Annotated in this window: 22 protein-coding genes; 10 read left to right on the top strand and 12 right to left on the bottom strand. The window is 40.1% G+C overall.

The genetic code is table 11. From position 1 onward, the window contains the following. Positions 1-190: 190 nt before the first annotated feature. A complete protein-coding gene (sppA, locus tag ABJF11_RS12940; protein ID WP_348120291.1) occupies positions 191-1,945 on the bottom strand; it encodes a signal peptide peptidase SppA in 1,755 nt (584 codons plus the stop codon). A gap of 80 nt (positions 1,946-2,025) precedes the next feature. Between sppA and folK the strand changes: the two genes are divergently transcribed. Continuing rightward, on the top strand, positions 2,026-2,505 hold the full coding sequence (gene folK / locus ABJF11_RS12935; protein ID WP_348120290.1) for a 2-amino-4-hydroxy-6-hydroxymethyldihydropteridine diphosphokinase: 480 nt from the start codon (positions 2,026-2,028) through the stop codon (positions 2,503-2,505). 3 nt (positions 2,506-2,508) lie between these two features. Continuing rightward, entirely contained in the window at positions 2,509-3,276 is a 768-nt protein-coding gene (locus tag ABJF11_RS12930) for a sulfite exporter TauE/SafE family protein (protein WP_348120289.1), read from the top strand. Here ABJF11_RS12930 and ABJF11_RS12925 read toward each other — a convergent pair. Genes ABJF11_RS12925 through ABJF11_RS12910 form a run of 4 tightly spaced genes read right to left on the bottom strand, consistent with a single transcriptional unit; the run spans position 3,273 to position 6,109 of the window. Then, positions 3,273-3,821, bottom strand: coding sequence for a hypothetical protein (locus ABJF11_RS12925; protein WP_348120288.1), 549 nt, complete (start codon positions 3,819-3,821; stop codon positions 3,273-3,275). The two genes, ABJF11_RS12930 and ABJF11_RS12925, sit on opposite strands and share 4 nt — an antisense overlap. A gap of 59 nt (positions 3,822-3,880) precedes the next feature. Beyond that, positions 3,881-4,444, bottom strand: a complete 564-nt coding sequence (locus ABJF11_RS12920; RefSeq protein WP_348120287.1) for a nucleotidyltransferase family protein — start codon at positions 4,442-4,444, stop codon at positions 3,881-3,883. Positions 4,445-4,460: 16 nt separating this feature from the next. Further along, positions 4,461-5,648 (bottom strand): XdhC/CoxI family protein, encoded by a 1,188-nt coding sequence (locus ABJF11_RS12915; protein WP_348120286.1) that lies wholly within the window; start codon positions 5,646-5,648, stop codon positions 4,461-4,463. 26 nt (positions 5,649-5,674) lie between these two features. Then, positions 5,675-6,109 carry a cytochrome c gene (locus ABJF11_RS12910; RefSeq protein ID WP_348120285.1) on the bottom strand — a complete coding sequence of 145 codons (435 nt, stop codon included), beginning with the start codon at positions 6,107-6,109 and terminating at the stop codon, positions 5,675-5,677. 138 nt (positions 6,110-6,247) lie between these two features. Between ABJF11_RS12910 and ABJF11_RS12905 the strand changes: the two genes are divergently transcribed. Beyond that, positions 6,248-7,348: an aminotransferase class V-fold PLP-dependent enzyme gene (locus ABJF11_RS12905; RefSeq protein ID WP_348120284.1), complete on the top strand. Its 1,101-nt coding sequence runs from the start codon at positions 6,248-6,250 to the stop codon at positions 7,346-7,348. Here ABJF11_RS12905 and ABJF11_RS12900 read toward each other — a convergent pair. Beyond that, entirely contained in the window at positions 7,340-9,988 is a 2,649-nt protein-coding gene (locus ABJF11_RS12900) for a gliding motility-associated C-terminal domain-containing protein (RefSeq protein ID WP_348120283.1), read from the bottom strand. The two genes, ABJF11_RS12905 and ABJF11_RS12900, sit on opposite strands and share 9 nt — an antisense overlap. Before the next feature lie 13 nt (positions 9,989-10,001). Here ABJF11_RS12900 and ABJF11_RS12895 point away from each other — a divergent pair, with 13 nt between their 5' ends. From ABJF11_RS12895 to ABJF11_RS12880, 4 genes are read left to right on the top strand one after another with little or no spacing between them, the layout of a single operon-like run. Further along, entirely contained in the window at positions 10,002-12,437 is a 2,436-nt protein-coding gene (locus ABJF11_RS12895) for a YfhO family protein (RefSeq protein ID WP_348120282.1), read from the top strand. Beyond that, positions 12,427-13,185, top strand: a complete 759-nt coding sequence (locus tag ABJF11_RS12890) for a hypothetical protein (protein ID WP_348120281.1) — start codon at positions 12,427-12,429, stop codon at positions 13,183-13,185. Before ABJF11_RS12895 ends, ABJF11_RS12890 begins: the two co-directional genes overlap by 11 nt. A gap of 2 nt (positions 13,186-13,187) precedes the next feature. Continuing rightward, on the top strand, positions 13,188-14,222 hold the full coding sequence (locus ABJF11_RS12885) for an N-acetylneuraminate synthase family protein (RefSeq protein WP_348120280.1): 1,035 nt from the start codon (positions 13,188-13,190) through the stop codon (positions 14,220-14,222). Position 14,223: 1 nt separating this feature from the next. Next, positions 14,224-14,730 (top strand): HAD hydrolase family protein, encoded by a 507-nt coding sequence (locus ABJF11_RS12880; protein WP_348120279.1) that lies wholly within the window; start codon positions 14,224-14,226, stop codon positions 14,728-14,730. Here ABJF11_RS12880 and ABJF11_RS12875 read toward each other — a convergent pair. Beyond that, positions 14,723-16,477, bottom strand: coding sequence for a CDP-glycerol glycerophosphotransferase family protein (locus tag ABJF11_RS12875; RefSeq protein ID WP_348120278.1), 1,755 nt, complete (start codon positions 16,475-16,477; stop codon positions 14,723-14,725). The genes ABJF11_RS12880 and ABJF11_RS12875 overlap by 8 nt on opposite strands. A gap of 126 nt (positions 16,478-16,603) precedes the next feature. Here ABJF11_RS12875 and ABJF11_RS12870 point away from each other — a divergent pair, with 126 nt between their 5' ends. Together ABJF11_RS12870 and ABJF11_RS12865 are read left to right on the top strand one after the other, a co-directional pair. Continuing rightward, on the top strand, positions 16,604-17,311 hold the full coding sequence (locus ABJF11_RS12870; protein WP_348120277.1) for a glycosyltransferase family 2 protein: 708 nt from the start codon (positions 16,604-16,606) through the stop codon (positions 17,309-17,311). A 120-nt stretch (positions 17,312-17,431) separates the two neighbouring features. Continuing rightward, positions 17,432-18,718 carry a PAS domain-containing sensor histidine kinase gene (locus tag ABJF11_RS12865; RefSeq protein ID WP_348120276.1) on the top strand — a complete coding sequence of 429 codons (1,287 nt, stop codon included), beginning with the start codon at positions 17,432-17,434 and terminating at the stop codon, positions 18,716-18,718. Here ABJF11_RS12865 and ABJF11_RS12860 read toward each other — a convergent pair. The 5 genes from ABJF11_RS12860 to ABJF11_RS12840 are packed head-to-tail and all read right to left on the bottom strand — an operon-like array spanning position 18,709 to position 23,388. Continuing rightward, positions 18,709-19,464 (bottom strand): hypothetical protein, encoded by a 756-nt coding sequence (locus ABJF11_RS12860; protein WP_348120275.1) that lies wholly within the window; start codon positions 19,462-19,464, stop codon positions 18,709-18,711. The two genes, ABJF11_RS12865 and ABJF11_RS12860, sit on opposite strands and share 10 nt — an antisense overlap. Further along, complete coding sequence (locus tag ABJF11_RS12855) at positions 19,461-20,378, bottom strand: rhomboid family intramembrane serine protease (protein ID WP_348120274.1); 918 nt, start codon at positions 20,376-20,378, stop codon at positions 19,461-19,463. Before ABJF11_RS12855 ends, ABJF11_RS12860 begins: the two co-directional genes overlap by 4 nt. A 20-nt stretch (positions 20,379-20,398) precedes the next feature. Continuing rightward, complete coding sequence (locus tag ABJF11_RS12850) at positions 20,399-21,190, bottom strand: rhomboid family intramembrane serine protease (RefSeq protein WP_348120273.1); 792 nt, start codon at positions 21,188-21,190, stop codon at positions 20,399-20,401. Between the two features lie 3 nt (positions 21,191-21,193). Next, on the bottom strand, positions 21,194-23,038 hold the full coding sequence (gene mutL / locus ABJF11_RS12845) for a DNA mismatch repair endonuclease MutL (protein WP_348120272.1): 1,845 nt from the start codon (positions 23,036-23,038) through the stop codon (positions 21,194-21,196). Then, positions 23,038-23,388 carry a hypothetical protein gene (locus ABJF11_RS12840; protein WP_348120271.1) on the bottom strand — a complete coding sequence of 117 codons (351 nt, stop codon included), beginning with the start codon at positions 23,386-23,388 and terminating at the stop codon, positions 23,038-23,040. The genes mutL and ABJF11_RS12840 overlap by 1 nt, the downstream gene beginning before the upstream one ends. Positions 23,389-23,621: 233 nt before the next feature. On the opposite strand from ABJF11_RS12840, the gene ABJF11_RS12835 reads away from it, so the two are divergent. Beyond that, positions 23,622-26,255 (top strand): serine hydrolase, encoded by a 2,634-nt coding sequence (locus ABJF11_RS12835; protein WP_348120270.1) that lies wholly within the window; start codon positions 23,622-23,624, stop codon positions 26,253-26,255. The last annotated feature ends 2 nt before the right edge of the window (positions 26,256-26,257 follow it).

The raw sequence follows: 26,257 nt of genomic DNA, 5'->3' as shown, positions 1-26,257 counted from the left end.
TTAACCTGGATTATGCATTAGGAATCGTGATGAAAGCATAAAGTGCAAAGAAAGGGGCACTTATATTGAAGAGGCATAGCACCGCTATGGTGATTCAATAAATATATGTTAAGTGTCTATTTCAAAGTGCTTTATGATTGGAATAGATTATCTAATGCAGATTTCAGGTTTAAAAATGAATCGGAATGATTTATCTCAGTTCCAGCTCATAGGGCATTCTAGCCTGAATACCTTGATACTTCTCTATCTGCTTGATGGCGTCTACGTACTTAGCCATTTCGCCATAGTTTTTATGGAAGATCCGACTTTCTGTTTCTTCCATCACATTGCTAAATAATTCTGCCCATTTAGATTTGAGTTGAGGATAATATGAGACAGCATAGTCATCAGTTATACCTGCTGCATTTGCAGCTAACTCCACGGCATCTTTGTAACTACCCAACACATCTACCAATCCTTTTTCTTTGGCTTGACTGCCAGTCCAAACTCGCCCTGATGCTACTTCTTTGATATCGTCTTGAGACATACCCCGACCTTCTGCAGCTTTGGATGTGAAGGTCTCGTAACCACGCTCAACAGAAGTCTGAATGATGCTTTTTTCATAGTCGCTTAGTGCGCTGGAGACTCGATAGATATCGGAGAATTCTCCTGTGGACACCCCGTCATTGGTGATACCCAATTTGTTTTCAAGAAAACCTCCCAGGTTTGGAATCATTCCAAAAATACCGATTGATCCGGTGATCGTGGTGGGCTGTGCGACAATGGTATCACAAGGCATGGATAAATAATAGCCACCTGATGCTGCCACAGAGGACATCGAAGCGATTACGGGTTTTTCTTTTTTGGTAAGTATGATTTCATTCCAGATTACATCTGAAGCAATCATAGACCCACCAGGTGAATTTACCCTGATGACTACTGCCTTTACCCGCTTGCTTTCTCTTGCATTTCTTATAGCCTTTACAAATTTGTCGGACCCTACACTTTCTATATCCCCGTTGCCGGAAACGATCTCTCCGTCCGCCACAATAACAGCTACCTTGTTGGAAGAATAGCCTGAACTTACAGTTTTCATGTAGTTATTTATGTTTATGAAATTGATATCATCATCGGATGTGAGACCGATCTGTAGTCTGATCATATCTTTGACTTCATTTTCATAGGCGATCTTCGTGACCAATCCGAACTCTTTTGCATCTTCAGCCTTTCTCACCATCATTTGATTCGAAATAGTCTTTAATCGATCGATCTCGACATTTCTCGAAGCACTCACATTTTGTAGTACGTGATCATATATGTTGTTGATAAAAGAAGCAGTTTGTTCTTTACTCGCCTCGCTCATGCTTTTTCTAAAGAATGGCTCGACGGCGCTTTTATAAGTCCCCACTCTGAATATTTGTGCTTCTATATCCAATTTCTCAAAAAGTCCCTTGAAGAAAGTGACATTGGCCGCAAGTCCATTAAATTCCAGTGAACCGATAGGATTAAGGACGATTTCATCTGCTACCGAGGCCACATAATAGTTGGCTTCTGATATATATTCACCATAGCTGTAGATGAACTTTCCACTACTTTTGAAGTCCTCCAGAGCCATTCTGATTTCTTCTAATGAGCCGTATCCGCCTGAGACAAAACCATGTTCGAGGTAGATACCTTCGATGTTTTCATCATACTTAGCCGCTTCAATAGTCTCCAACGTTTGCAGCAATGCGATTTGAGTATCTCCTTCATCAGGAAATAGATCTGCCAGTGGGTCTTCCGGTATTCTTTCGACGATCATGCCGCTCAGGTTAATGTAGAGCACTGAGTTAGCTTCTACAGTTGGCACCTCATCCGACCCAGCCGCTAATATTCCAATGGTTACCGGAACGATTAGAACTAGGAAAAGGAAGCTGAAAATAATCAGCGCAGTGATTGTCGATAAGACAGATTTAAAGAAGGACATAGATGTTAAATTCTTTTATTTTCTATTATTGCAAAACTATTAATTTCAGCTTTACGCTTACTCTTATTCAATTTTATTTTATGAGCCAATGCTTCTTGCTGTTGGGTACCAATATTGGTAACAAAGAGCTTAATTTATTACAAGCACAGGAATTATTATCTAATACGGTTGGGACCATGAAAAGGGTCTCCTCTATATATAGAACTGCTGCATGGGGGAAAGAGGATCAGGAGGATTTTCTTAATCAGGTAATTTGTATTGAATCCATACTCAAACCAGAAGAACTACTTGATGCATGCCTCAATATAGAAAAACAGTTGGGTCGAATCAGATTTGAAAGATGGGGTGAGAGACTTATTGATATTGATATCTTATATTTTGAAGATAGGGTAGTGGCTCAGGATGATTTGACTATTCCGCATCCGGAACTCCAAAATAGAAGATTCACACTTGTACCTTTGGTAGAAATAGCGCCAGATTTTTATCACCCGAAATTGAAAAAAACAAACCTAACGCTGCTTGAAGATTGCACAGACCTTCTCACAGTGACTAAACAATAAAATATGGAAGCAGCAACAGATTTAGCCTACTATGAGTACCTACTGATTTTCGGATCTGGAGTGATTGCTGGTTTCATCAATGTAGTGGCTGGCGGAGGGTCACTGCTTACTTTGCCCATTTTGATATTCTTGGGACTCCCACCAGCGACAGCCAATGGAACTAATCGAGTGGGTATTTTCCTTCAAAATGTATTTGCTGTAGGTGGATTCAAAAGCAAAGGAGTGTCCGCTTTCCCATTCTCTATCTGGCTCTCGATATCAGCATTAGTCGGCGCAATCATAGGTGCAAAGATTGCAGTTGACATCAGTGGAGAATTGTTCAATCGAATACTGGCGATTGTCATGGTCATGGTGATAGGAATTACGGTAGCGAATCCTTTGAAGAAGAATAATTCAGGCCATGAGCTTATGAGCAGAGGTAGACAAGCATTAAGTGTCTTTGCCTTCTTTTTCGTAGGCATCTATGGTGGGTTTATTCAGGCGGGTGTAGGGTTTATTATTATAGCTTCACTGACACTAATCAATAATATCTCACTTGTAAAGACGAATAGTATTAAAGTTTTTGTAGCTCTGATCTATACCATTTTTGCTTTAGGTGTATTTGCATGGGAAGGTCAGGTAGATTGGGTGCTGGGCATTACACTTGCAGCAGGGACGTCGATAGGCGGGTGGTCTGCGAGCAGATGGTCTGTGGACAAAGGGGATCGATGGATTCGGTACTTTCTGATCGTGACAGTCCTGATTATGGCTGTCAAGCTTTGGTTCTTTTAGTCACCCAATAGCTTTTTTATCACTTGAGGCTCTTCGTCCAACAAGGTAGGAGCGGTACCTGTACCTATGATTTCCCATTGATGCTGATAGACCGATGAGTATCTGATAATTACAGTTGCCTCTTCGCTTCTAAAAATATTGGCTATAGGATGATTTCTGATAGAATCATAACTGATGTTGATGGGCCACGCTCTAACTCCAGGCTCGATTACTCTGCCCTTTCTTAGCGATGAGGTGCCCAACGGATACAATGCATTGAGTGTGTCCTTGTATCGGTGGGCAAACTGTGCCGGATCCAACTCGTAGGTGGAGTCATTGAAAACTACCTTAATTTCTTCGAGAATAGCCGGCCCCATCCCTGTATTTTTTAGCTCTAGCTGATATCTAGTGTCACTATTGTTGTTCCACAATTCCAACTTGGGAAAAGAGGTTTTCTCCTGATGTTCACGCATGATCTGCGATTGATATACTAAGGTGGCCAAGGTGGCTACACTGATTAGAAAGGCTGATACACTAAATATTTTATCGCTATCCCATTTCGACATTTTAGATCGGATTTAGTTCGACGTGAAAATAATCAATTCTTTAAAAACAGAAATGATGACTACTTCAGTAATGCCAAATCTTTAGGCGTATCGATATCTACTTGCGCGTCTGGGTAGGAAATGACCTGTACATTCTTGAAGTGTTTGTGAATAACTTTTTTAGCCCCATTTTCACCACTTAGATTTAACAGATCGATGAATGTCTTTCTGTTGAAGATAGCCGGTACACCATAGGATTGATCATATCCACAGGCTGTAATAAGATGATCAGACTCATCATGGAAGAAGATCAGCTCGGTTAGCATCTGTGATGTCACATGCAACTGATCGCAGAGTAGGATGAGCACCTCTTTGGTATATCGATCCTTGTTGAGTATTTGTTGAATTCCATATGAAATGGTGCTTCCCATACCCAACTCCCAATCATCAAAGCAGACCAGTGTAGCTTTGCTACCGGAGACTTTTGGAGCAATTTGCTCGTGGTGACATCCCAATACAACAAAGACTTTATCTGATAAGCCGGTTGCAATATCCACAACATTTTCAATGAGCGTTCTGCTTTTGAAATGGAGCAACTGCTTGGGTTGACCCAATCGGCTCGAGCTGCCTGCGGCTAGTATCAATATGGTTGGTGCTTGATTAATTAGTCTTTCGTTTTGGAAAAAAGTTCTTTAAATAGACCTGTTTGAATACTTGATCCTCTTTTCCATCGCGCTGGTGGATTGGGCCGGTTCTATATTTGATAAACCCACCGGATCGATTGGTGAATTTTGCTTGAATCTCACTGATAATAGAAACTGCGATTTCATCTGGTGTTTCAGCACCTATATCTAATCCAATGGGTGCGTGAATTTTATCCAATTGTTCGTTAGTGACTTCTATCTTATACTTTTCCTTTAGTGTTATAAAGAGCTTGTCTGCCCGTTTTTTTGGACCAAGGATCCCTATGTATGGGGCCGGACTATCTATGATTTGGCTTAGCACTTCTTCGTCATACTTGAGATTGTGAGACATAAGCACCACCGCGGTGAAAGGAGTGATTTTTATTTCCTTTTGTACATACTCTCGCTTGCAAGATTGCATCTGATCTACTTTAGGGAAATTAATGGGTACAAGGTGTGCGACGCATTCATCGGTGACACGTACATTCCACCCGAGCACATGTGCCAGCTCGGTCACCGGCTGAGCATCGAATCCACCACCAAATACAAGTAGATCTATTCCCGGTTGAATCAACTCTAGAAATATTTTTACATTTCCTCTTTCTGTTTTGTAGGTCTCTACTTTTGGCTTTTGATTGATGGCCACCTTGGTGAGATCGTTGGCCAATAGTTCCTTGAGAAGCATTGAGCTGCTTACGATCTCGTTCTTGTCATTTAAATCTATTTTGGTGCCGACCGGCAATTCTGAATCGTCGGATTCGAAGATGGAAGCACTGACTCCGAGATTCCCATATTCTAAAAAGGACTTCAGTTGAGATATGGGGTTGTTCTCATCCTCTGGGTCGATAGGTTCTATTAGAATATCGATGATCCCGTTGCAACCCAGCCCAATACCTAATTGATTGTCATCGTCGTTCGAGGTGTCGTAGGTCACCGTACGTGAGGTCTTATTCAAAATCACCTGCCGTGCTTTTCTTAGCGCATCGCCTTCAAGACAGCCTCCACTAATAGAGCCTACCCATCGGCCATTGTCCATCATGAGCATTCGGGCCCCAGGACTTCGATAGGATGATCCTTTCACTTGAACTACTGTAGCAAGGGCAGCCTTGCGTTGAGAGAAATCTATCTTGCTATATGCTTCTAGTATGGTTTTAAATTCCTTCATATGTTAGTTCCAATTCGATTTTTTGCTCATAAATTTTGCTTAATGCTTGCTACTTCTTCGCTTGAAATGGCTGAAGAGGCACTACCCCAGCTATTTCTAATGTAATTGAGCACGTCGGCTATTTCCTGATCAGATAGCTCTACCGGGTCCATTACACCGAAGTACGTATTATCGTTTACAGTTAGCTCACCTTCTAATCCATTTACAATTGCATCTATGGCTTTGGAAACGTCGTCTGCAAAATAATCTGATGATGCCAACGGAGGAAAGGCGCCTGACAATCCTTGCCCGTTCTCCATATGGCAAACCATGCATTCGTTACCATATATTTCTTGGCCCCGAGCCATACTTTCCTTCAAAGTCTGAGCCTGACTGATCATCACATTTGCGAAAAGTAATATCACAGAAACTAGTGCAGGCAAGTAATTGTATTTGCCGACGATCCTGAATTTTTGAGTCATATTACCTTTGTGCAATTAATTATTGATTAAAATATCTCAATAAATATAAGAAAAAGAGCCTGCAAATTTATTTCTTCGTGATGTACAACCGTATTTGACTTATCAACGGCAGCAAACGGCCATCAAATAACATACCTAATGCAGCAGACCACAAATTGGGAACAAATTAGAGCAAAATACCAGTTGGCTAATCAACGCATATATTTTAATACACCATCCTTTGGTGCCATGTCGGATCAGACTGCAAAGGTCCAGAAGGACTGTATCGATTTATTGCAGACGCGAGGCAACCAGTTGAATGAAAGAGCTGCTGAAGCATCCAAAGTCGTGAGGCAACTTATGCATGAAATGACTAACGCTCAGCATCACGAAATTGCCATTATCCCTGATGTAAGTACGGCCATGAATCACCTGGCTGAAATGCTTAGCGAAAAGAAGAAAGTGGCCCTGTTGAAATCCGACTATCCTGCGACTAGTGCGCCATGGATGTTACGCGGATTTGATATCGAGTGGATTGAGAGAAACGAGCTCGGATATGAAATCGAAGATATAGAGCAGGCGATCATAAATGGAGCGGAGGTATTGGTACTGAGCTGGGTGATGTACAATACAGGTGCCCTTCTTGACCTACGAGCCATTGGCACGCTGTGTAGGAAATATGACGTTGTATTTATTGTTGATGCCACTCAGGGACTGGCTGCCAACCCATTGGATCTGACAGAAGTGCATCTGGATGTACTACTCGCTTCAGCATTCAAATGGATGGTGGCAGGATATGGGATCGCTCTGGCCATTGCAAGTCATGAATTCACTTCCAGATATGAAGTGATTGCCGCAGGGCAAAACACAATGATCAGTGCTGAAAAGGAGGCCAACGACTTATCCAACTATAGAGCGGGGATAGAGCGCTTTGAGCTGGGTCATGCAAAAATCCAACAAGTCCTTGCGTTGGAAAATGCCTTACTCGAGCTTAAGGCCATAGGTTTTAGCAACATCTTGCAGCGAACTGCCCAGCTTGGAAACCTGCTTCGAGAGAAGTTGCTGGCCAATGGCGTAGAGATAATGAGTCCCAATCCTGCAAGTGCAAATATTCTTATGATAGAAGCGACAGATGATCGTATTGAGAAGTTAAAGAATGCTGATGTAGAGTTTACCCATCGACATGGGTTGATCCGGTTGGGAGCCTACTTTTATAATGATGAGGGGGATATTAATTATTTGATCGATCAATTACTTTAATATATTGAGCGACCCTTTGATGTCTTTTTCAAGGCAAATGTGCGAAATCAGAATAAAGTAATTGCCTGATTCCAATTCTTTACCATTCCAGTCATTTTGATAGTCCCCAGACTTGTACAATACTTTACCATATCGGTTAATAACAGTAAAATCTGAGCCGGATAAATCTTCTGGCAACTCAAAGAAGTCATTGATCCCATCACTGTTAGGACTAAAGGCATTTGGTAAAATGATTTCTTTGGTGTTGGAGATTTTAACTTCAAATTCATTGTAAACTGTTTCACAATAAGTACTAATTTCAACCCAGTACATTCCGTTGGACTCAAATTGTTCTTCAGAACTAACAGATCCGGTACTCCATAAATAATTATAATCTTTTGGCAAGTCGAGGCGGTATTCATCAACATTGCAGATGAGAGTGTCATTAATTGCAGAATAAACAATTGGAGGAATGACCTCAACCGAGATCGTATCAGCCATTGAATTGCACTCACCACTGACCCTGCACCAATACTGTCCTGATTCAGTCACAGAAATGCTCTCTTGATTTGAGCCAACATTCCACGTATATGAAAATGATGGCTCATTGTCTAAGGTCGGACTGATTATGCCTTGTGTGCATATGGTGGTGTCATTGCCTAATGAAAACGAAGGAACCTCTGGGTTAAAACTGATTGAAAAATTGTCAACAATTGATTGGCAGACTGTACTAATTTCAACCCAATAATTCCCTTCTGAATCGAATATTTGATATGATGAGAATGAGCCATTACTCCATTCATAATTATATTCATTTGGCAGGGTTAGATTTAGAAGATCACCTTTGCATAAAAATGTATCTTCTAATGGTTCATAGTTTATGGGATCAATCACAGTTACTATAATGGTGTCCGAATTAGAATTACACTCACCTGTCACCTTACACCAATATTCACCAGATTCTGAAACGCTGATGTTTTCCTGATTTGAACCGGTGCTCCAATTATATGTAAAAGAAGGATTACTGATAAGATCGGGAATGATAGTGCCTTCTGTGCAAAATGTGATGTCATTACCTAAAGTGAAATCAGGAACGACACTTGCGACTATTAGTTCAATTTCATCACGAATCAAACAACCTGAATTAGTATATTCGACCCAATAAAAGCCTTGATCATATAACTTCCTTATTTTTAGAGTAGAGCCATCATTCCACTCAACGTCGGATCCGTAAATGGAATAATCCAACTCAACAAATTCTCCTTCGCAAAAATTATACTCAAGATAGTTCGGCTGATTACAAAGTTTACATTCTATATCTGAATCAGTATATGTTAGAGTATTGGTAGTTAACGATGAAGTTGCAGCCACTGAAATATCAGTTTTTGTATAGTTAAGATTTACAGTGGTGAGATTGACAGAGTTTGTAGTGATATTTCCTAGAATATTCGAAATACAACGAGTAGTGAGCTCACCATTTTCATCCAATCTTATCAATAGCACATCCTCGTCTCCATCAGAGATTGATCCTGATATAATGTATCCAGGGTCATATTCGATGATCTTCGTTGCTTGGACCTGCTCGTCCGTTTCGAGTTGATAAGCAAATTGTAGAACGCCTTCAAGGTTGATACCCATCCAGAAAGGGGTGCCACTCGTGGTATTACCGGTTAGCACAATATTATCATTAGAATCAATTATGAGTTCCACTGGATTTTGATCCCCGGCATATTGATATTCTTTAGACCATAAATGATTGCCATTGGAGTCTACTTTTGTGAGTAAAATATTTAATTGAGGCGAAAAACTGCTGCTGGTCGAAACAATGTATAAATCATCTTCGTCGGATCGGACCATTCTTTGTGGTAGGTCATATATACCTCCATTATAGCCTTTGACCCATTCCACGTCTCCGTCGGAATTGAATTTGGCCAATCTAATTTTTCTATTGGTTCCACTTATATTAGAATAGGTAAAAACCAAGATTAGAGACCCATCTGACAGCTCAACCATATCTCTTTCATACGCTTCAGAGTCAACCACATTTGACTCGACATCTTCATAGTTCAAGTAGAACCCCCATTGCGGTTCTAAATTGGAATTCAGTTTTTGTACTGTAACCTTATTTCTACCCGAGACGAGCCCCTCTAACTCTCCAGAGTGGTAAATGAAACCATCACTTGAGACAAGCAGATTTTTTAGCCGGTCAGCAAACGAGCCATAGCTCTGACTTAAGAGTACATTGCCGTCTTCATCAATTTTTATAAGACTAGTACTAAAATTATTGTTCTCGAGACCTGAAAACAAGAGGTTTCCATCAGGTAAAAGGACAAAATCACGATGAAGTGCATTGTTTGAAGAATAGGTTTTCGTCCAAATGGGAAGGAGATTAGCATCAAGTTTACTTACAAATAAGCTTGGATTTGTTCCTTGAATACCGAAAGCAAAGACGTCGGATCCAACTTTGACGATAGAAGCTTCCTGGTCTTGACTATCTCCAATACTACGAAGAAAACTGGATTGCGAGTAAGTCTTAAGAGAACCGTTTAGACAAAATAATAATAACAATAAACGAAGAAATATATAGCCGCTTTGTAGAGGTACAATCAATCTACTTTTGATATTGATCTTTAAAGAACATAAGTTATTATTGCTTTTCATTCAATACAGTTCAATGATTGGCAATTATAAAACAATTCTATCGCACCTTTTAGGTCCATTAATATTTCTTTTTGCTTCCATTATTTTCTTTGCACCCGTTGTCTTCGAAGGCAAGGTATTGCCCCAACATGACATTACACAGTGGCAAGGTGGAGCAAAAGAATTACAGGATTACAGAGAGAAGACCGGAGAGGAGGGGCTATGGACTAATTCCATGTTTGGAGGAATGCCTGGCTACATGGTCAATACCCAATTCTCAGGTGAGCTTACAAAACCAATACATAAACTAGTCAGTTTGTACCTTCCTCATCCTGCCAGTATTGTATTTGTGGCATGTCTGTGCTTCTACATTATGTTGATTGCCTTTGGAGTTCGGTCATGGATAGCAATTATTGGAGGGTTGGCTTTTGGGTTTACTGCTTTTTCGATAATAGGAATTATGGCTGGTCACAATTCAAAAGTGGTAGCAGTAGCGTATATGCCGCTGGTTTTAGCTGGTATGAAATGGACTTTTGATGGAAAAAAACTGTGGGGATTAGCAGTCACCGCCTTGGGATTAGCCCTACATCTCAGGCCAAATCACCTTCAGATTACGTATTATCTATTATTGATGGTGCTGGCATTTGGGGTATCTCAATTAATTTATGCAATAAAAGAAAAGACACTTCCAGATTTTGCTAAGACATCTGTAGTGCTAATTATTGCTGCATTGATGGCAGTGGGAGCTAATTTTGGAAGATTAATTACTACAATTGAATACGGTAAATATTCCACAAGAGGCAAATCAGAATTGACGGTAGCTGGTGATGCAAAATCAGGTCTGGATAAGGATTATGCGTTTCAATACAGCAACGGAATTTTCGAACCCCTTTTTCTATTTATACCAAATTTTTACGGTGGCTCTGCGAGCGAGGACCTTGGTAAAAATTCGAACCTAGAGGAGGCATTGAGGAAAAACGGAGCTAATCGCCAACAAATCAAACAACAAGTAAAGTCTGCTCCAGCTTATTGGGGAGATCAGCCATTGACTGCCCCATATTATGCCGGAGCTATAGTCATATTTTTGTTTGTGCTTGGCTTATTTGTGTTGGATAACAAATACAGAATATGGTTGGGACTTGTCGTTCTAATAGCGATTATCCTATCATGGGGTAGCAACTTTAACCTCAACTATGTAATATTTGACTATTTACCAGGGTACAATAAATTCCGCTCGGTGACCTTCGTAATTATAATGGCTGTTTTTGCCATAATCTTAGGAGGTGCTTTAGGGCTAGAGAAAGTCCTTTCAGATTTTAATAAACGAAATCAAAAGTACTTTTTTCTATCAATAGCAGTAGTGGGAGGTTTTGCTATGCTATGTGTATTGTTTGCGGGTCTGGGTAGCTATCGTGGAGCAATAGATGTTCAACTTGCAAATTACCCTGACTGGTATTTGACTGCATTGAGAGCAGATAGGGCAAGCCTCTTAAGAATGGATGCGCTAAGAAGTTTGATTTTCGTTTTATTATTTGCCGGAGTTGTTTGGTTGATGATAAAAAATAAAATCTCGAAATCGGTTGCCTTTCCAATTTTGATTCTATTGGTATTTATTGATATGTTCGGGGTTGCGAAGCGATTTATTGATAGCGACTCATATGTTCGTAAGACTGCTAACAATGAATTCCAGCTAACCGAAGCCGACAAATCCATATTGAGAGATACAGATTCAAACTACAGAGTAATGAATCTTCTTAACCCTTTTAATGATGCAAAAACTTCATACTATCATAAATCAATAGGGGGGTATCACGGTGCCAAGCTAGGTCGGTATCAAGAACTCATTGAGCGATGCATCGCTCCAGAACAATCAAGAATTATAAGCGCTTTGCAATCAGGATCTTACAACTTCGGCAATCTTGGTGTGTTGAATATGCTTAATACGAAGTATTTAATTGCAGGAACTTCTGCTGAAGCTGTTTTGCCAAATATTTCAGCTAATGGTAATGCTTGGTTTGTTGAAGAAATATTAGAAGTGGAATCTGCTGACGAGGAAATCAATGAACTCAGTCATTTGAACACAAAAACTACTGCCGTGATTGATGTTTCGAAGTTTAGTATATCAGACCAGGTCACATCAGTCGATGGAGAAATTTCCCTCCTGGAATATCAAACCAACTACCTGAAGTATCAATCGAATAATACAGGTTATGGATTGGCAGTGTTCTCTGAAATTTTCTATCCTGAAGGTTGGATAGCTACCATTGATGGTAAGGAAGCACCCATTTTAAGAGCTAATTACGTTTTACGAGCCTTAGAAATACCTGAAGGTGAACACATTATTGAATTCAGATTTGAGCCAAGCTCTTATGCCATAGGAAATACAATCACACTCCTATTTAGTGTATTGATTATTCTTGCTTTTTTTGGATCAATTTTCATGCAGGTTAAATCATCTAATGAAAACTAGCTACGGCTTTGTAATCCAGGCTCGAATGGGATCAAGCAGGTTTCCAGGGAAAATGCTTACGGAAATTGTTCCTGGCCAAACGTTGATCGAGCTAATAATTGATAAGCTTAGAAGAGTCGACAAGAAGCTTCCCATTATACTAGCCACCACAGTCAACAAACTGGATGATGTATTGGTGGATATAGCCAAAAAAATGGAGGTTGATGTTTATAGGGGAAGTGAGCACAATGTACTTCAAAGATTTGCTATGGCGATGGATTCGAAAAAACTCACACATGCCATCAGGGTCTGTGCGGATAATCCTTTTTTGGATGTGGATTTGCTCAAAGATTTATTTCACCACGGAAAATCGGACCCAGTTGATTATCTGGGGTACAAGCTACAAGGAGATTTACCTGCTATAAAATCGCATTATGGTTTTTTTGCAGAATTTGTATCTAGAGAAGGACTGGAAAAGATCATGCACGATACTAACGAAGTAATTTATCTGGAACACGTGACTAATTATTTTTATGAATATCCTGAAAGGTTCAGGGTTAAATGGCTTAATACCCCATTGTTCATAGATCAAGATAGAGGAATCAGACTTACCTTTGATTCAGAAATAGATTTGATAAACATTCAAGAAGTATTGCAAAACTTTACTACTCCTTTGAAGGCCACAGCTGCAGAGATTTGTCAGCTAGTAAATCAGAGTCCGGAATTGTCGTCACGTATGAAAATTGAAATCGAAAGGAATAAGAAATAATTATGACCTATGTAATTGGCGAAATCGGACAAAATCACAATGGCTCTATGGATGTGGCACGCCAGCTCATTGATGTAGCGGCACGACCTGTGATAGATGATCTCTTCAATAGAGAACTGAAGAAAATGGATGCCGTCAAGTTGACCAAAAGAGATCTCAAAGAAGAGTTGTCTGGTAGTGCAATGCGCCAACCTTATACATCTGAGCACTCTTTTGGTAATACTTATGGTGAGCATAGAGCGGCGTTAGAATTGGACGATGTCCAACACTATGAACTTTATCAATATGCCAAGTCAAAAGGTTTGGATTTCATCGAAACGTTCTGTGCAATTGGATGCTTAAGTTTACTAGATAAGTGCCAACCAGATTTCTTGAAAGTGGCCTCACGTGACCTAACCAATTTACCTCTCCTTGAGGCACTCGCGCAGACTGAGATTCCAATAATTCTGTCGACAGGAATGGCCGGTAAAGAAGAACTCGATCAGGCCTTGGAAGTAATTAATAAGTTTCACGAAAAAATCTCAATACTGCACTGTTTGTCTCAGTACCCCTCAGAGTACCAAAATATTAATTTGAACACAATTCCCTATTTAAAAGAGAATTACCCCGAATATAAGATTGGATATTCCGATCATTCTATTGGAATAATGGTGCCGGTGGCAGCGGTTGCTATGGGGGCAGAGATTGTTGAAAAACACATCACTTTGGATAGATCAATGAAGGGATCAGATCAGGCAGGCTCCCTTGCCCCAGATGGAATTCATCGGATGATGAGAGATATTCGAAATCTAGAAATGAGTTTTGGAAAACATGAAATGTATGTGGAAAATTCCATCAAGTCTACTCGAACAAAACTTGAGCGTTCTATAGCAAGTAAGCGGCCAATTAGGAAGGGCGAGAAAATCGAAAAAAGTGATTTACATCTTTTGAGCCCAGGAGATGGATTTAAATGGATTGACAAAGATCAGGTTATAGGTAAAGTTGCACTTGACGACATTGAAAAGGATGAAATAATATATAAGGATCAAATCCAGTAGTATGAATATTAAACTTATTGCAACTGATATTGATGGGGTATGGACCGATGGTGGAATGTATTATGATAATGCAGGCGGAGAGCTTAAAAAATTCCATGTCTACGATGGAGGAGGTGTCCTTCTTGCCAAAGTGATGGATATTCCAGTTTGTATCCTTACAGGAGAACATACTACCATAGTAGAGAATAGAGCTGCAAAGCTCAAAATAGACTACGTATTTCAAGCACAGAAAAACAAACTGGAAACTTTGACCAAATTGTGTAATGATCTTAAAATAGACCTTTCAAATGTGGCTTATATAGGAGATGATTTCAACGATTTAAAGGTTTTGGAAAAGGTTGGATATTCTGCCCTGCCTTCAAGTGCACCTAAATATTTTGCAAAATTTGCAGATAAGGTTTTGACCAAAAAAGGAGGAGAGGGCGTGTTTAGGGAATTTGTTGAGTCGCTCCTGGAAGAACACGGACTCTTAGAAGAAGCACTATCAAGAGTAATGAAAATCAGATAAGGCTGATTTCTTGAACCACACGATTGCCAACGTTGCCATCTATTTTATATGCGTTTTCGCTTATGAAAATATTCTGACTAGTCGGTGAAACAACTATTTTACCGTCACTAATGTGTTGAAGGTGTTGCTCGATGTCAAATGCATTTTTGGCCTGTAGTCCAACTCCATCTGACATGTATTTCATTACATCCTGATCCAGAGGATCAAAAATAATAAGTGGTTTTTTGAAGTATACTGCCTCTGTTCCGACAGTCGAAAAACTTGTAATAAGCACGTCGCATTTTTTTAATAATACATACAAATCGGTTTTCTGGTCTATTTCATAATTTTGACATCCACACTTATCTGCAATTTGTCTATAGTAGTCAAGGTCAGTTTCCAATGGGTGTGGTTTTAGGATCAGCGTACAATTGGTGAATTGTTTAGCGGCTTTAAAGACACTTTCAGCAGTCAGCCTTCTTAGCCTGAAATCTCTTTGAGGCTGACTGGCAAAAAGTACCACCAACTGATCCTTGTGTTCGGATTCGGGAAGAGTGCTTATGAGGTCAGTTCTCAACTGACCAACTATTGATAGTCTGTCCGGAGGATAATTTCCATCAGAAGTAAGAAATCTTTTCCATCTATCCCCCCAAACCAAAGTTTTATTAGGAATAGGCATCATATCCATTTCAATAGTTGAATACAAATAGCCTGGATGTAGTTCATGCATAGTGCCATGTTGAACCCCGATAGAAGTAGAACCATTTTGTTTTGCCGACTCATGAATCAGTCTCATGTTGGGACTATACTCATCTATGCCAACAATCTTTTTCGGTCTTTTTCGGTTCAAATATTTATCATAGCAAAAGTATTTTTTTAGATATAGACGAGTGGTTGGCTGTAATTCTAGCAATCGAGCAATAAATAATTTTTGTATAGACGTGAAAGAAACCGTTTCTTTAGCACTTTCAAGCTGACTTTTTATTGTACTGCTTGTACTTTCAGTTAACTGATTGACTGACGCGCTAAACCAACCTCTAAACAGTATTGATTCTTCAAAAATTCTATGACGATCATCAGGTGCAATAATATTCTTCCAAGAGAACGGAAAAACCTTGTCAAATTTGGGTATAGGCAAAATATCCAGATTGATCAATTCACTTTTCTTAAAAAGTGAGCTTAATTCAAAAAAATATGAGTTTAGGAATGCGGTCGTGCCTTTACTTGATAGCGTATGTCGATAGCTAGCTCTATTGTCAATAAGTACCGTTTTATTGGAAATCGTCTTCTGATTTACCCACCCCAATAACAATCTTAGGAAAGAGGTAAAAAGAAAGTTGAATAATGCGACCTTGTTGATTCTGTTTTTTCTTGGACGATACTCTACAACAACATGATTTGGAAAGTTATATTCTTTGAATAGTGACTGCTCCGTGATAATCAGTAATGAATCAAATTTCTCTGCTAATATTTCAATTCTCCTTATGTCATAAAGCACATTTCTAACATCAAAATACAATCTAAATTTGTGGTAAAACCAAATACTGGTGTTGTTCCAGCCTAAAGCTCTGAGAAAAGATTGCCCATCGAGTTTTTGCTCAGGTAGTTTCAAAAGTTCCTCGCGGACTTCATAGTTTATCGCCTTGATTAATCCATCTTCAAGTTCAGGAACAGAATCGAATTTTTGAGATCCACGGAGGCAGAATATTGAGCCGGATTTTTCTTCCTGTTCTACCTTATCCAGATCCAGTATCGTTGCCTTAGTCATCTGGGCAAACCTAATACAACTAAATCATTTTAATGACAATGAGATTTATTCTCTGAAACTGCTATCAACTCTTTAAGACCTCTCCTTGTTTGATCAATCTCTATTTATCTTGATTATCTTTATTACATGGATCTAAGTATCATTATTCCTACGTTGAACGAAGCTGGTTATATCGGGAAAACTCTTGATACGCTTCATCAGAAGAAATCCGGACAACTTGATTTAGAGATAATAGTAATAGATGCCGGGAGTAGCGATGATACCATGGGTATGGTAAAGGGCAAAGTTGATATCCTAGATCAGGACCCTGCATTGAAGGGTGCCAAATACAAGTCTCTGAACAGAGGAGGGAATTTAGCCAATGGGAAAGTGCTCCTATTCTTGGATGCTGATAGCCACGTGCCTATAGATTTTGATTTGCTTATCTCTGAGTATCTCAATCGTCCAAACACGGTGGGTGGAGCCTTTGAATTTGAAATGGACGGCAAAGGGGTAATTTATCGATTCACAGAATGGCTGAATAGAATTCGATATCGACTGGATGGTAAATATTTTGGTGATCAAGCCATTTTTTGTAATAAGAGTGTATTTGAGAAGACGAAAGGCTTCCCATCCAAACCAATTATGGAAGCCGCATATTTCTGTAGAGCAATGCGAAAATACGGAAGAGTAGGATTGATAAAATCAAAGGTGTTGACGTCGGCTCGAAGGTTTCAGGAAGGCAATGTTTATAAAGTATTGGCTTTGGACGCCTTTATTTGGATTCAGTTTACTTTAGGGTTATGTGTGGATAGATACGCTACTGAGTACTGGAAAGAAAATGAACGTCGCTAGTAAAGAATTGAATGTTTCTTTTTGAAAGCTTTCAAAAAATGCGGTAATTAGGGTAGGTATAAAAGAAGTTGCAAGGACGCGCCATTCCTGGTGAGGCTTCAATGGGTTAATTATTTCGGAATGAGCGAAGAGACGATAAAGGAGGTGTTTGATATCATAGTCAATATGGAGGTGGTTCGATCCCAAAAGGAGATCCCCCAATTTGATAAAAATGATGCCAGCGCTTCTATTGTTGATGCGCTCAATATAGTCACTGTGGCTCTCGAAGACAGACAGTCGGACATTGACAACCTGAAAGAAACCAACAAGGATTTACTGCTTTCCTTACAGGAAGTCAGCCGCTATCAATCTGCCTTAGACATATCATCCATTGTAAGTATTGCGGATGAAAACGGTAATATCACTTATGTCAACGATATGTTCTGCCAGATATCTGGCTATACCAAAAGTGAGTTGATTGGCCAAAATCATAACCTGCTGAAATCAGATCATCACAAAAGAATGTTTTGGGATGGGATGTGGCAGATTATCAGTCAAGGCAATATCTGGCACAACGAAATCATGAACCTGAATAAAGAGGGTATCGGCTATTGGGTAGATACTACAATAGTGCCCTTCTTTAATAGCCAGGGAAAAATTGTGAACTACCTTTCGATGGGCCATGATATAACAAAGCGCAAACTACAGGAAGAGGAGGCCAAGGAATACCATTTGCAGCTCGAAAGCATCAATAAGAACCTGGAGCAGTTTGCTCATACCGTTTCGCACGATCTAAAATCCCCACTCAATAACGCCAAAGGCCTGGTATCCATTATCGAAAGCTCACTAGGAGAAGATCAACCCGAAGAAGTGAGACAATACCTGAGCTTACTCAATGAGACCAATGATAAGATGCGCTCTTTGATAGACGGGATATTGCAATATTCTAAGGCAAGCGGACGAGATGCCAAACTCGATAGGATCGACTTGCAGCCCTTCATTCAAGAAGTGGGGGATACGCTTACTGCCAAAGGCAATGCGAAAATTATCTTTAAGAATGATCTGCCAGAAATTAGTTATAACACTACCGTGTTGAGACAGGTCATCTCCAACCTGATGAGCAATGCCATCAAGTTTAATGATAAAGAACAATGTACGATTGAATTTTCTAGTAGAATGGATGATCATTACTACCATATATCAATAGCTGATAATGGGCCTGGGGTGGCTGAAAAGCATCAGGAAGAAATGTTTAAACTATTCAATAAAGTCAATCAAGATAAAGCCAAGGACAGTTCAGGTGTAGGACTAGCCACGGTAAAGAAGATCATCAATGAGGCGGGAGGCAATATATGGGTAGAATCCTCTCTCGGAGCAGGTACCAAATTTACATTTACTGTTCGGATCAAACCGAAAACTCAGTGGTAGAGCTTCACATCGTCTATCCAAAATCGTCGAGTCCCGCCACCGGTTTGGTAGTCCACCCATCCAATCAACAGCTCATCAAACCTCGGAAATACCCAATCACCTGCTAAGTCATCAGCAAGACAGTCTTGTCCTTTGCCATCTATTGAAAGATCCTCAATCAATTGATCATCCAGCCAAAATCTGGCAGAATTTTTTGATCCATCAAATTGCCAACCTATTTTGATCCATTGCCTTTCAGGAATCGAAACAGCCGAGTGCTGCCAGCAGTCAGTATTGCGGCCTTTCGTATCATAGTTAGCCATTAGTCTTTTTTCGTGCTGACCACCGTAGCGAACATCACTGCTATACCCATCTTTATTTGGGCCACTCGCTTGAATCATCGTCCAATGTATGCCGTCTGGAGAGGCTTCTTCCAACCAGAGGTAAAATGACCCTCTCATTCGATTGTATGCAAAAGGAAACACAGGCGTGCCTACCAATTTCAGAAAAGCCCGCTCACTAAAACCTTCGCCAGATTCAAAATATATGGCTAAGTCTCCAGTATGACTCCTGGTCGAATCTACTCTGATTACCCCCTTACCAGATCCTGTCCAGGGACCAGTGGGGGGTACACCTATGTCATAATATTCGAAACTGTCATGGAAGATCACATCGCCTTCTTCTTTACAAGAAGAAAATGACAAGACTATTACTCCTGAAAGGAAAATTGCGATTGACAGATTTCTGATTTCAAAAAAGAAGGTCATCCTTTTTTACTAGCATTAAAGAGTTTTTGCTTTTCCTCCTTGCTCAGACTGTCGTATCCTGATTGTGAAATTTTGTCTAGAATCTTATCGATCTCTGCCTGATCAGCTATGTTGCTGGCGGTCGAACTTGAGCTTCCTGTAAATGTACCTCGGGAAGCTTTTGATTTTTTTTGACTCGACACCTTCATCTTCGGCTGGGTGACGAAGAAGCTTTTGAAAAATCTCATGACTACACCCACCCAGGCACCCCAATCCGTTCCTGCTTGAAGTTGCTTGATGTAAATGATTCCAATCAATCCCCCTCCAATATGTGCGATGTTACCACCAATATTGGGACCATTTAAGTCTATGAGCGACGTGGCCAGGAAGAAAAGAGCGATGTACTTAATCTTTACAGGTCCAAAGAAGAAAAGGAAGAAGGTGTAGTTTGGAATCAAGGTAGCCGCGGCTAGAACTACTGCATAGACAGCACCCGATGCACCTACCATCTGTGCTCTGGTTCCTACAAGTCCAGGGATGGTGTTGTAGGCTAATAAATATAAGAGAGCACCTGTTATTGCACCCATTACATAGATATTGATAAGCTTCTGATTGCCAAGGTACTCCACGATCAGTTTACCAAACCAGTATAGAAAAAGCATGTTCATCAGAATATGCATCACTCCACTGAGACTGTGAGCAAAAGCATATGTAATAATTGTCCAAGGTCGATAGATGAATTCTGAAAATTGAGCAGGAATTGCAAATTGTCTTTGGATGAATAGATTGATTTCGGCTAGTGCGCTAATCTTTCCAAACAAGTTTAATATGACTAAGAACAAAAATATCACCACGTTGAGGATGATAATTTGTGGCAGGGCGTTGTTGGGTTTGCGCCATGCATCTTTAAACTCGTATAGCATATTGTCCATCATATTCTTATACAAATAAAGTATTAATAAAAATCACCACGCTGTTTTTGCCAAACTTTTAATACGATAAAAGCGACAATAATCCCACCTAAATGCGTGATATGCGAAATGTTGTCTCCTGTCTTCTTAAAAATTTCGGAATAAATTTCCCAAGAGCCATACGCAAACACTAAATATTTTGCTTTGATGGGCACAGGAAGAAACAACAACATGATCTCTGTATTTGGAAATAGTATGGCGAAAGCCAACAGCACGCCAAAAACAGCACCAGACGCGCCGATCATTCGATTATTCAACTTGTTGTCGTAGATTTTATTTACGATCATCACAGCCTCGTTGATTCTGCCTGGATGTTCTGCATTGTCAAAGTAGGTGTCTGCAATATCTGTTAGCGCAGCGATATCGTATCCTTCGCCATAATTTTGAATGTATATATAAAAATCATCTGGATTGGGATTGGCAGAAAACTCGATGGCATCGTTTTTTATCCCATTTTTGTCGATTAGATCAGCGATGCCATAGATTAGTCCGGCTCCGATACCAACAATCAAATAAAAAGTAAGAAATCGCTTGGGTCCCCAAATGCGTTCGAGCATTGGACCAAAGAAAAATATCACGATCATATTGCCAATTAAATGCCATAAACCAGCATGGAGCCACATATAGCTCACATATTGAAATATAAAAAACTGGTCAGAATACAGGCTGTGTACTCCAAATATTGGAGCAAGACTGATGTTGACAATAGTCTCCAGCAGCAAAAGAACCGCATTGATAATTAGAATATTTTTGACAATAGGTGTCAGTTGAAACATGAGTTACTGATTAAAAAACTCTACAATTTTTTCAAGTCCCAATATAATAAATGTTGGGGTGCCGCTCGGCGTATAGTTGGGTTGATGACAGGCAAATAATCGATCGATCAATGTCCTTAACTCTATACTGTCATTTGAGATTTTTGTTCTACTTGCGGAGCGTTTTGCAATAGAACGCGCCATATTTTCTTGAGTACTGAGTGATAATTCTGATTTGTTGAATTTGAACTGCTCCAGAAAGCCCTCGAAAAGCTCTTTCTCATTTACATTTTTTATTTCGGCTGGTATCCCATTGATGGCAATAGTATTTTTTCCAAACTCTTCGAATTCAAATCCTAAAGCACCGATTTCATCTTGCAGTTCCACAACCAGCGAATAATCGGCAGGATTCAGCTCTAGACTCACGGGAAATAGGCTGCGTTGAGACGCGCCGGATTTTTTACGAAGTTGCTCCAAATATCTCTCATACAGGATTCGTTCATGAGCCAAAATAACGTCCACCACCATCACGCCTTTTTTCACCTGCTTTAGAACATACCGTTCATGCATAAGCATCGGTTGCGCACTTGATTCTTCGAGGTCGAGTTCAACGGATTGTTGTTGGTTGGCCTCACTCTGAAATGTCATTTGATTTTCCAATCCTGCCAATTCCTCTTGTCTGATTTCGGCCGGAGTGGGTTTGGATTCATCTATGGCTTGCTCATACATTTCATCCCATCTCGTACTCTTGCCTTGTTTGTCTAAGGATTTGAAGCTTCCATAACTGTTCTCCGAACGTGTAGGAGTATTGAAATGGGAGTTGTCAATGGCGAGGTTTTTAAAGTTTACATCTGATCCAAAATCAAGACTCGGAGTGACGTTGTGTTTACCAAGGGCTTGTTTGACTGCCGCCTTTATAATTCCATAAACACTTCTCTCATCGTCAAATTTAACCTCTGTTTTGGTCGGGTGCACATTGATGTCGATATGAATGGGGTCCATTTCAACGAATAGTGCGTAAAAAGGAAATTGACCTTCCTGAATCATGCCTTCATAGGCTCCTTGCACCGCATGATTGAGATAGCTGCTTTTTATAAATCTATTGTTGATGAAGAAAAATTGCTCACCGCGTGTTTTCTTACAGAACTCTGGTGTTCCGATGTAACCCTGAACTTTTAGCCAATGAGTCTCTTCCTGGCAAGTAATCAATTGTTTCTGATAGTTCTTACCAAAGATTGAAACAATGCGTTGGCTTAGTTTACCAGCTGGCAGCTGATAGATTTCCTTATCATTTTGCGTCAGGGTAAATGCGACATTAGGGTTGGATAAAGCTACTCGATGAAACTCGTCCAGGATATGGCGCATCTCAACAGGATTGCTTTTAAGAAAATTTCTCCTGGCTGGTACGTTGTAAAATAGGTTCTTAACAGCAATAGAAGTGCCTTGATTTGTGGAGACAGGTTCTTGTTTTTTTGTTTCTGAAGCTTCAATGTGGAGAAAGGTGCCCAATTCGGCTTCCGCAGTTTTGGATTTGAGTTCCACTCGGGAGACTGCTGCTATAGAAGCCAGTGCTTCGCCACGAAAACCCATAGTTCTAATTTTGAAAAGATCCTCGGAGGTCGAAATTTTGGAAGTGGCATGTCGCTCGAAGCACATCCGAGCATCGGTCTCAGACATACCCAAACCATTGTCGATCACCTGAATCAATACCTTCCCCGCATCTGAAATAATCAGTTGTACAGTCATACTGTCAGCGTCAATGCTGTTTTCTAATAATTCTTTTACTACCGAGGCGGGTCTTTGTACTACTTCACCAGCAGCTATTTGATTGGCAATAGCGTCGGGAAGAAGATTGATGATGTCAGGCATTAATCTCTTGGTTTATTTCTTCCTTTTATTCTAAAATAAAAATAGATAGGGGAGAGCGCCAGGTAGACATAGAAAATATCATTGCCATAAAAATACCATCCTATAGCTGTGCCTATCATGGCTGCTGCAAAAAGCAGCTGAACAACAGATGCATGACTCGATTTTCTCTGCCTCTTACTAAAAGCGGCACTTATACTGGAGGTGTCGTAACTATTCTGATTATCTGAGCCTTGGTTGGCCCTTGCGGCTCTTAGCTTGCCTTCAATCTCCTCCTTGATCGGATCATAATAGCGAGGCTCGTAATGAAAGCGGCTAAATTTACTGGTACGAATCAAAGAGGGTAATTTCATAAAGTATGGTTCTATGTGTCCAACAAATCAAATCATAAATTACCATTTATGGAAAAAATGGCACTCTTTATGCAAGGCATTCGTTGGTTAAATATTATCTGAATAATTTTAGCATGACTGCAAATATCCACCTGTAGTAACTACTTTTATTATTCACTATGCAAACTTACTTAGTTTCTAATTTATTACGGACAATTGTGAATAGAGTTGGTTTCATCAGTTGCCTAATTGTTTTGAACTATTCGGCGTGGGCACTCGAATTCACTCCTAATCCTATGGATGGGGATAGTCTCTACGCCCAATGGTCAAAGGACAAGACTAGATTGCCTACACTGCTATACCAAATAGAAGATTTTAACGACTTTGCAGACCGTATAGAAGCTGAAAGTCTGATTCGCACCTACGGTATTGGTGGCATAGTGCTGCAGGATGGTAATCATCTGGATGTCAAACGATGGATAGAGAAGAACCAGGCTTTGGGATCGTCACCGCTATTATACATAACGAAAATGTCAAGCATTTTTGAGCTCCCTTTTGACGAGTTGGACTTTCCTACAAAATCTATTGTAGAATGTCAAAGAGATACTGCCAAAACTCATGAGCTGGGTCGTATTCACGCCACCGTTTTACGAAGTATGGGTGTGGCTCTGGTTCAGCTTCCAGCTTTTCCCCGACATTATACTTCAGATGATTTGCAGAAAGTATTGAGTTATCTCAATGGACTGAAAATTGGCAATGTATCCTTTTTTTTTCAAGACCAGCTCTGGCAAGATTTCTTAGATAGGAGTGGGTTAGTATCGACTGATCAAATTTCTCTTTTGCATGTAGAAGGAGTGGCGTCCGGTGGATTATTGGATAAAAAGTCACTTAAGAAATATAGAAAACTTACTGAAGACAAACGATTGGTCATTGATAAGGTAAGGCAAGAAGAATTAAGCCTGATACAAATCGAAAGAGGCGTCGACCTCACAGTCCTATCCGGACATGCCAAATCACAATCGCTGATCAATAGCCTCCTATTAGAAAACATGCTTGCTAAGGGGTATTTCAAACGAAGTGTAAAAGAGTATTTTGGTTTGTTGAGATTTGTTCAAAGCCAATTACGTCTTCCGATAGAAGAGCAAGTGCTACCTGTCGAGCTGAGAGATGATTTTGAAAAGTCCGCTATCACCCTGGTCGCTGATGACTACCAGTTGATTCCAATACAGCATTTACAAAACAGAAAGCTTTATACGCTTTCAGCAGATAATAATATTTTTCAGTCTAGAGTAGATCGATATCAATCCGCACAACACTTTTCACTCGCCATATTGGACCTTCCAACTGATTCACTTGTTGATGTTTTTCCGGCAGATGCCTTAGTCTTGATTGATCTGACTTCGATAGAAGACGATGAGATGTTTGAGCGGATCAAGTCTCAATGCGTAGCACTAAATCGAAGCCGATCCCTGATTTTGTTTTACGGTGGAAATGCAAATTTCATCAAAAACCGAGACGAACTCCCTGCTTTAATGTGGACAGTTCGATCACCCAAGGATCACTTAGGCATGATGGTGGAAATGGCATTTGGAGTGCATACAATAGAGGGAGTTTTGCCAGGATATTTTGACAAGAGTGCTGTCAATCGAGGACATACAAGAAATGCAATCGGCAGAATCAGTTATGAGCGCGAGCGATTCAGCCTCGTGGATACAACCTGTCTCAACAGTATTGATACCTTAGTCGCCTCTGCCATTAGAAAAGGAATGATACCTGGATGTCAGATTCTAATGATAAAGGATGGAAAGGTGCTCTATGACAAAAATTTCGGTTATTTGACTTATGATAGTATTACCCCGGTGGAATGGAATCATATGTATGATATTGCCTCAGTGACCAAGACGGTCGCGACAGTTCCTGCATTGATGGATCGCATGCAGGAAGGTAGTTTGTCATTAGCAAGTCGATTGGGAGATTATCTTACCGCCTATAGATCTACGGATAAGTCAGAGTTGACCGTTAATGATTTGCTGATTCACAAATCAGGTCTTAAATCTTACATTCCATTTTGGCGATATGCAAAATACGATGCTGACAGCGCAACCTTCCTCTACAAAAAAAGAAAAAGAACTCATAATTATCTTTCAGTGGATTGGTCTGATTCTATTCAGTCATGGATAGGGAGGTCTCAATACAATAGCCTATCCAATGAGGATGGCACCTATAGATATCTGTACAGTGATTTGGGATTTATGGCGATGAAGGATCTGGTTGAAGAACATTGTTCATGTCCTTTGGATCAATCTATTCAGGAGCAGGTATATGGGCCGATGGGCATGGATCATACTTCCTTTAATCCGCTAGAAAAATTTCAAAAAAATCAAATTGCACCTACGGAGAGAGATCGGAGTTTTAGATCTACTTTACTTCAAGGGGTGGTACATGACAAGAACGCTGCTCTTCTTGACGGGGTAAGCGGCCATGCCGGTCTATTTTCTAATGCAAATGATCTGGCAAAGTACATGCAAATGATGATTCAGAACGGATACTACGGTGGGGTTCAGTATTTTTCAGATTCGTTGATCAAAGTTTTTACTTCGAAAAATAACGAAAAAGATAGGCGAGCATTAGGCTGGGACAAACCTAATCGATCAGTTGGAAATTCCTCAATTTATGCTTCTGATGAGTCATATGGGCATTCAGGCTTTACTGGTACTTTAGTTTGGGCAGACCCAAAATACAATTTGATTTACATTTTCCTTTCAAACAGGATTTACCCCGATCCTCAGAATTATAAACTAATAGAAAGCAATACTCGTACTAAAATTCACGATTTAATGTACAAATCGTTTCTGAAGTTGGGGGACCAGCCGAACGATGGAAGTTGATT

This window comes from Reichenbachiella sp., from assembly GCF_039941815.1.
Taxonomy (GTDB): Bacteria; Bacteroidota; Bacteroidia; order Cytophagales; family Cyclobacteriaceae; genus Reichenbachiella.
The sequence above is the reverse complement of the archived record's forward strand: the minus strand, read 5'-3'. Positions and strand labels throughout refer to the sequence as shown.

Excerpts from the sequence above, each read along its gene's own strand:
- sppA (WP_348120291.1), bottom strand. The coding sequence starts at position 1,945 with ATGTCCTTCTTTAAATCTGTCTTATCGACAATCACTGCGCTGATTATT.
- folK (WP_348120290.1), top strand. The coding sequence starts at position 2,026 with ATGAGCCAATGCTTCTTGCTGTTGGGTACCAATATTGGTAACAAAGAG.
- ABJF11_RS12930 (WP_348120289.1), top strand. The coding sequence starts at position 2,509 with ATGGAAGCAGCAACAGATTTAGCCTACTATGAGTACCTACTGATTTTC.
- ABJF11_RS12925 (WP_348120288.1), bottom strand. The coding sequence starts at position 3,821 with ATGTCGAAATGGGATAGCGATAAAATATTTAGTGTATCAGCCTTTCTA.
- ABJF11_RS12915 (WP_348120286.1), bottom strand. The coding sequence starts at position 5,648 with ATGAAGGAATTTAAAACCATACTAGAAGCATATAGCAAGATAGATTTC.
- ABJF11_RS12910 (WP_348120285.1), bottom strand. The coding sequence starts at position 6,109 with ATGACTCAAAAATTCAGGATCGTCGGCAAATACAATTACTTGCCTGCA.
- ABJF11_RS12905 (WP_348120284.1), top strand. The coding sequence starts at position 6,248 with ATGCAGCAGACCACAAATTGGGAACAAATTAGAGCAAAATACCAGTTG.
- ABJF11_RS12900 (WP_348120283.1), bottom strand. The coding sequence starts at position 9,988 with ATGAAAAGCAATAATAACTTATGTTCTTTAAAGATCAATATCAAAAGT.
- ABJF11_RS12895 (WP_348120282.1), top strand. The coding sequence starts at position 10,002 with ATGATTGGCAATTATAAAACAATTCTATCGCACCTTTTAGGTCCATTA.
- ABJF11_RS12890 (WP_348120281.1), top strand. The coding sequence starts at position 12,427 with ATGAAAACTAGCTACGGCTTTGTAATCCAGGCTCGAATGGGATCAAGC.
- ABJF11_RS12885 (WP_348120280.1), top strand. The coding sequence starts at position 13,188 with ATGACCTATGTAATTGGCGAAATCGGACAAAATCACAATGGCTCTATG.
- ABJF11_RS12880 (WP_348120279.1), top strand. The coding sequence starts at position 14,224 with ATGAATATTAAACTTATTGCAACTGATATTGATGGGGTATGGACCGAT.
- ABJF11_RS12875 (WP_348120278.1), bottom strand. The coding sequence starts at position 16,477 with ATGACTAAGGCAACGATACTGGATCTGGATAAGGTAGAACAGGAAGAA.
- ABJF11_RS12870 (WP_348120277.1), top strand. The coding sequence starts at position 16,604 with ATGGATCTAAGTATCATTATTCCTACGTTGAACGAAGCTGGTTATATC.
- ABJF11_RS12865 (WP_348120276.1), top strand. The coding sequence starts at position 17,432 with ATGAGCGAAGAGACGATAAAGGAGGTGTTTGATATCATAGTCAATATG.
- ABJF11_RS12860 (WP_348120275.1), bottom strand. The coding sequence starts at position 19,464 with ATGACCTTCTTTTTTGAAATCAGAAATCTGTCAATCGCAATTTTCCTT.
- ABJF11_RS12855 (WP_348120274.1), bottom strand. The coding sequence starts at position 20,378 with ATGATGGACAATATGCTATACGAGTTTAAAGATGCATGGCGCAAACCC.
- ABJF11_RS12850 (WP_348120273.1), bottom strand. The coding sequence starts at position 21,190 with ATGTTTCAACTGACACCTATTGTCAAAAATATTCTAATTATCAATGCG.
- mutL (WP_348120272.1), bottom strand. The coding sequence starts at position 23,038 with ATGCCTGACATCATCAATCTTCTTCCCGACGCTATTGCCAATCAAATA.
- ABJF11_RS12840 (WP_348120271.1), bottom strand. The coding sequence starts at position 23,388 with ATGAAATTACCCTCTTTGATTCGTACCAGTAAATTTAGCCGCTTTCAT.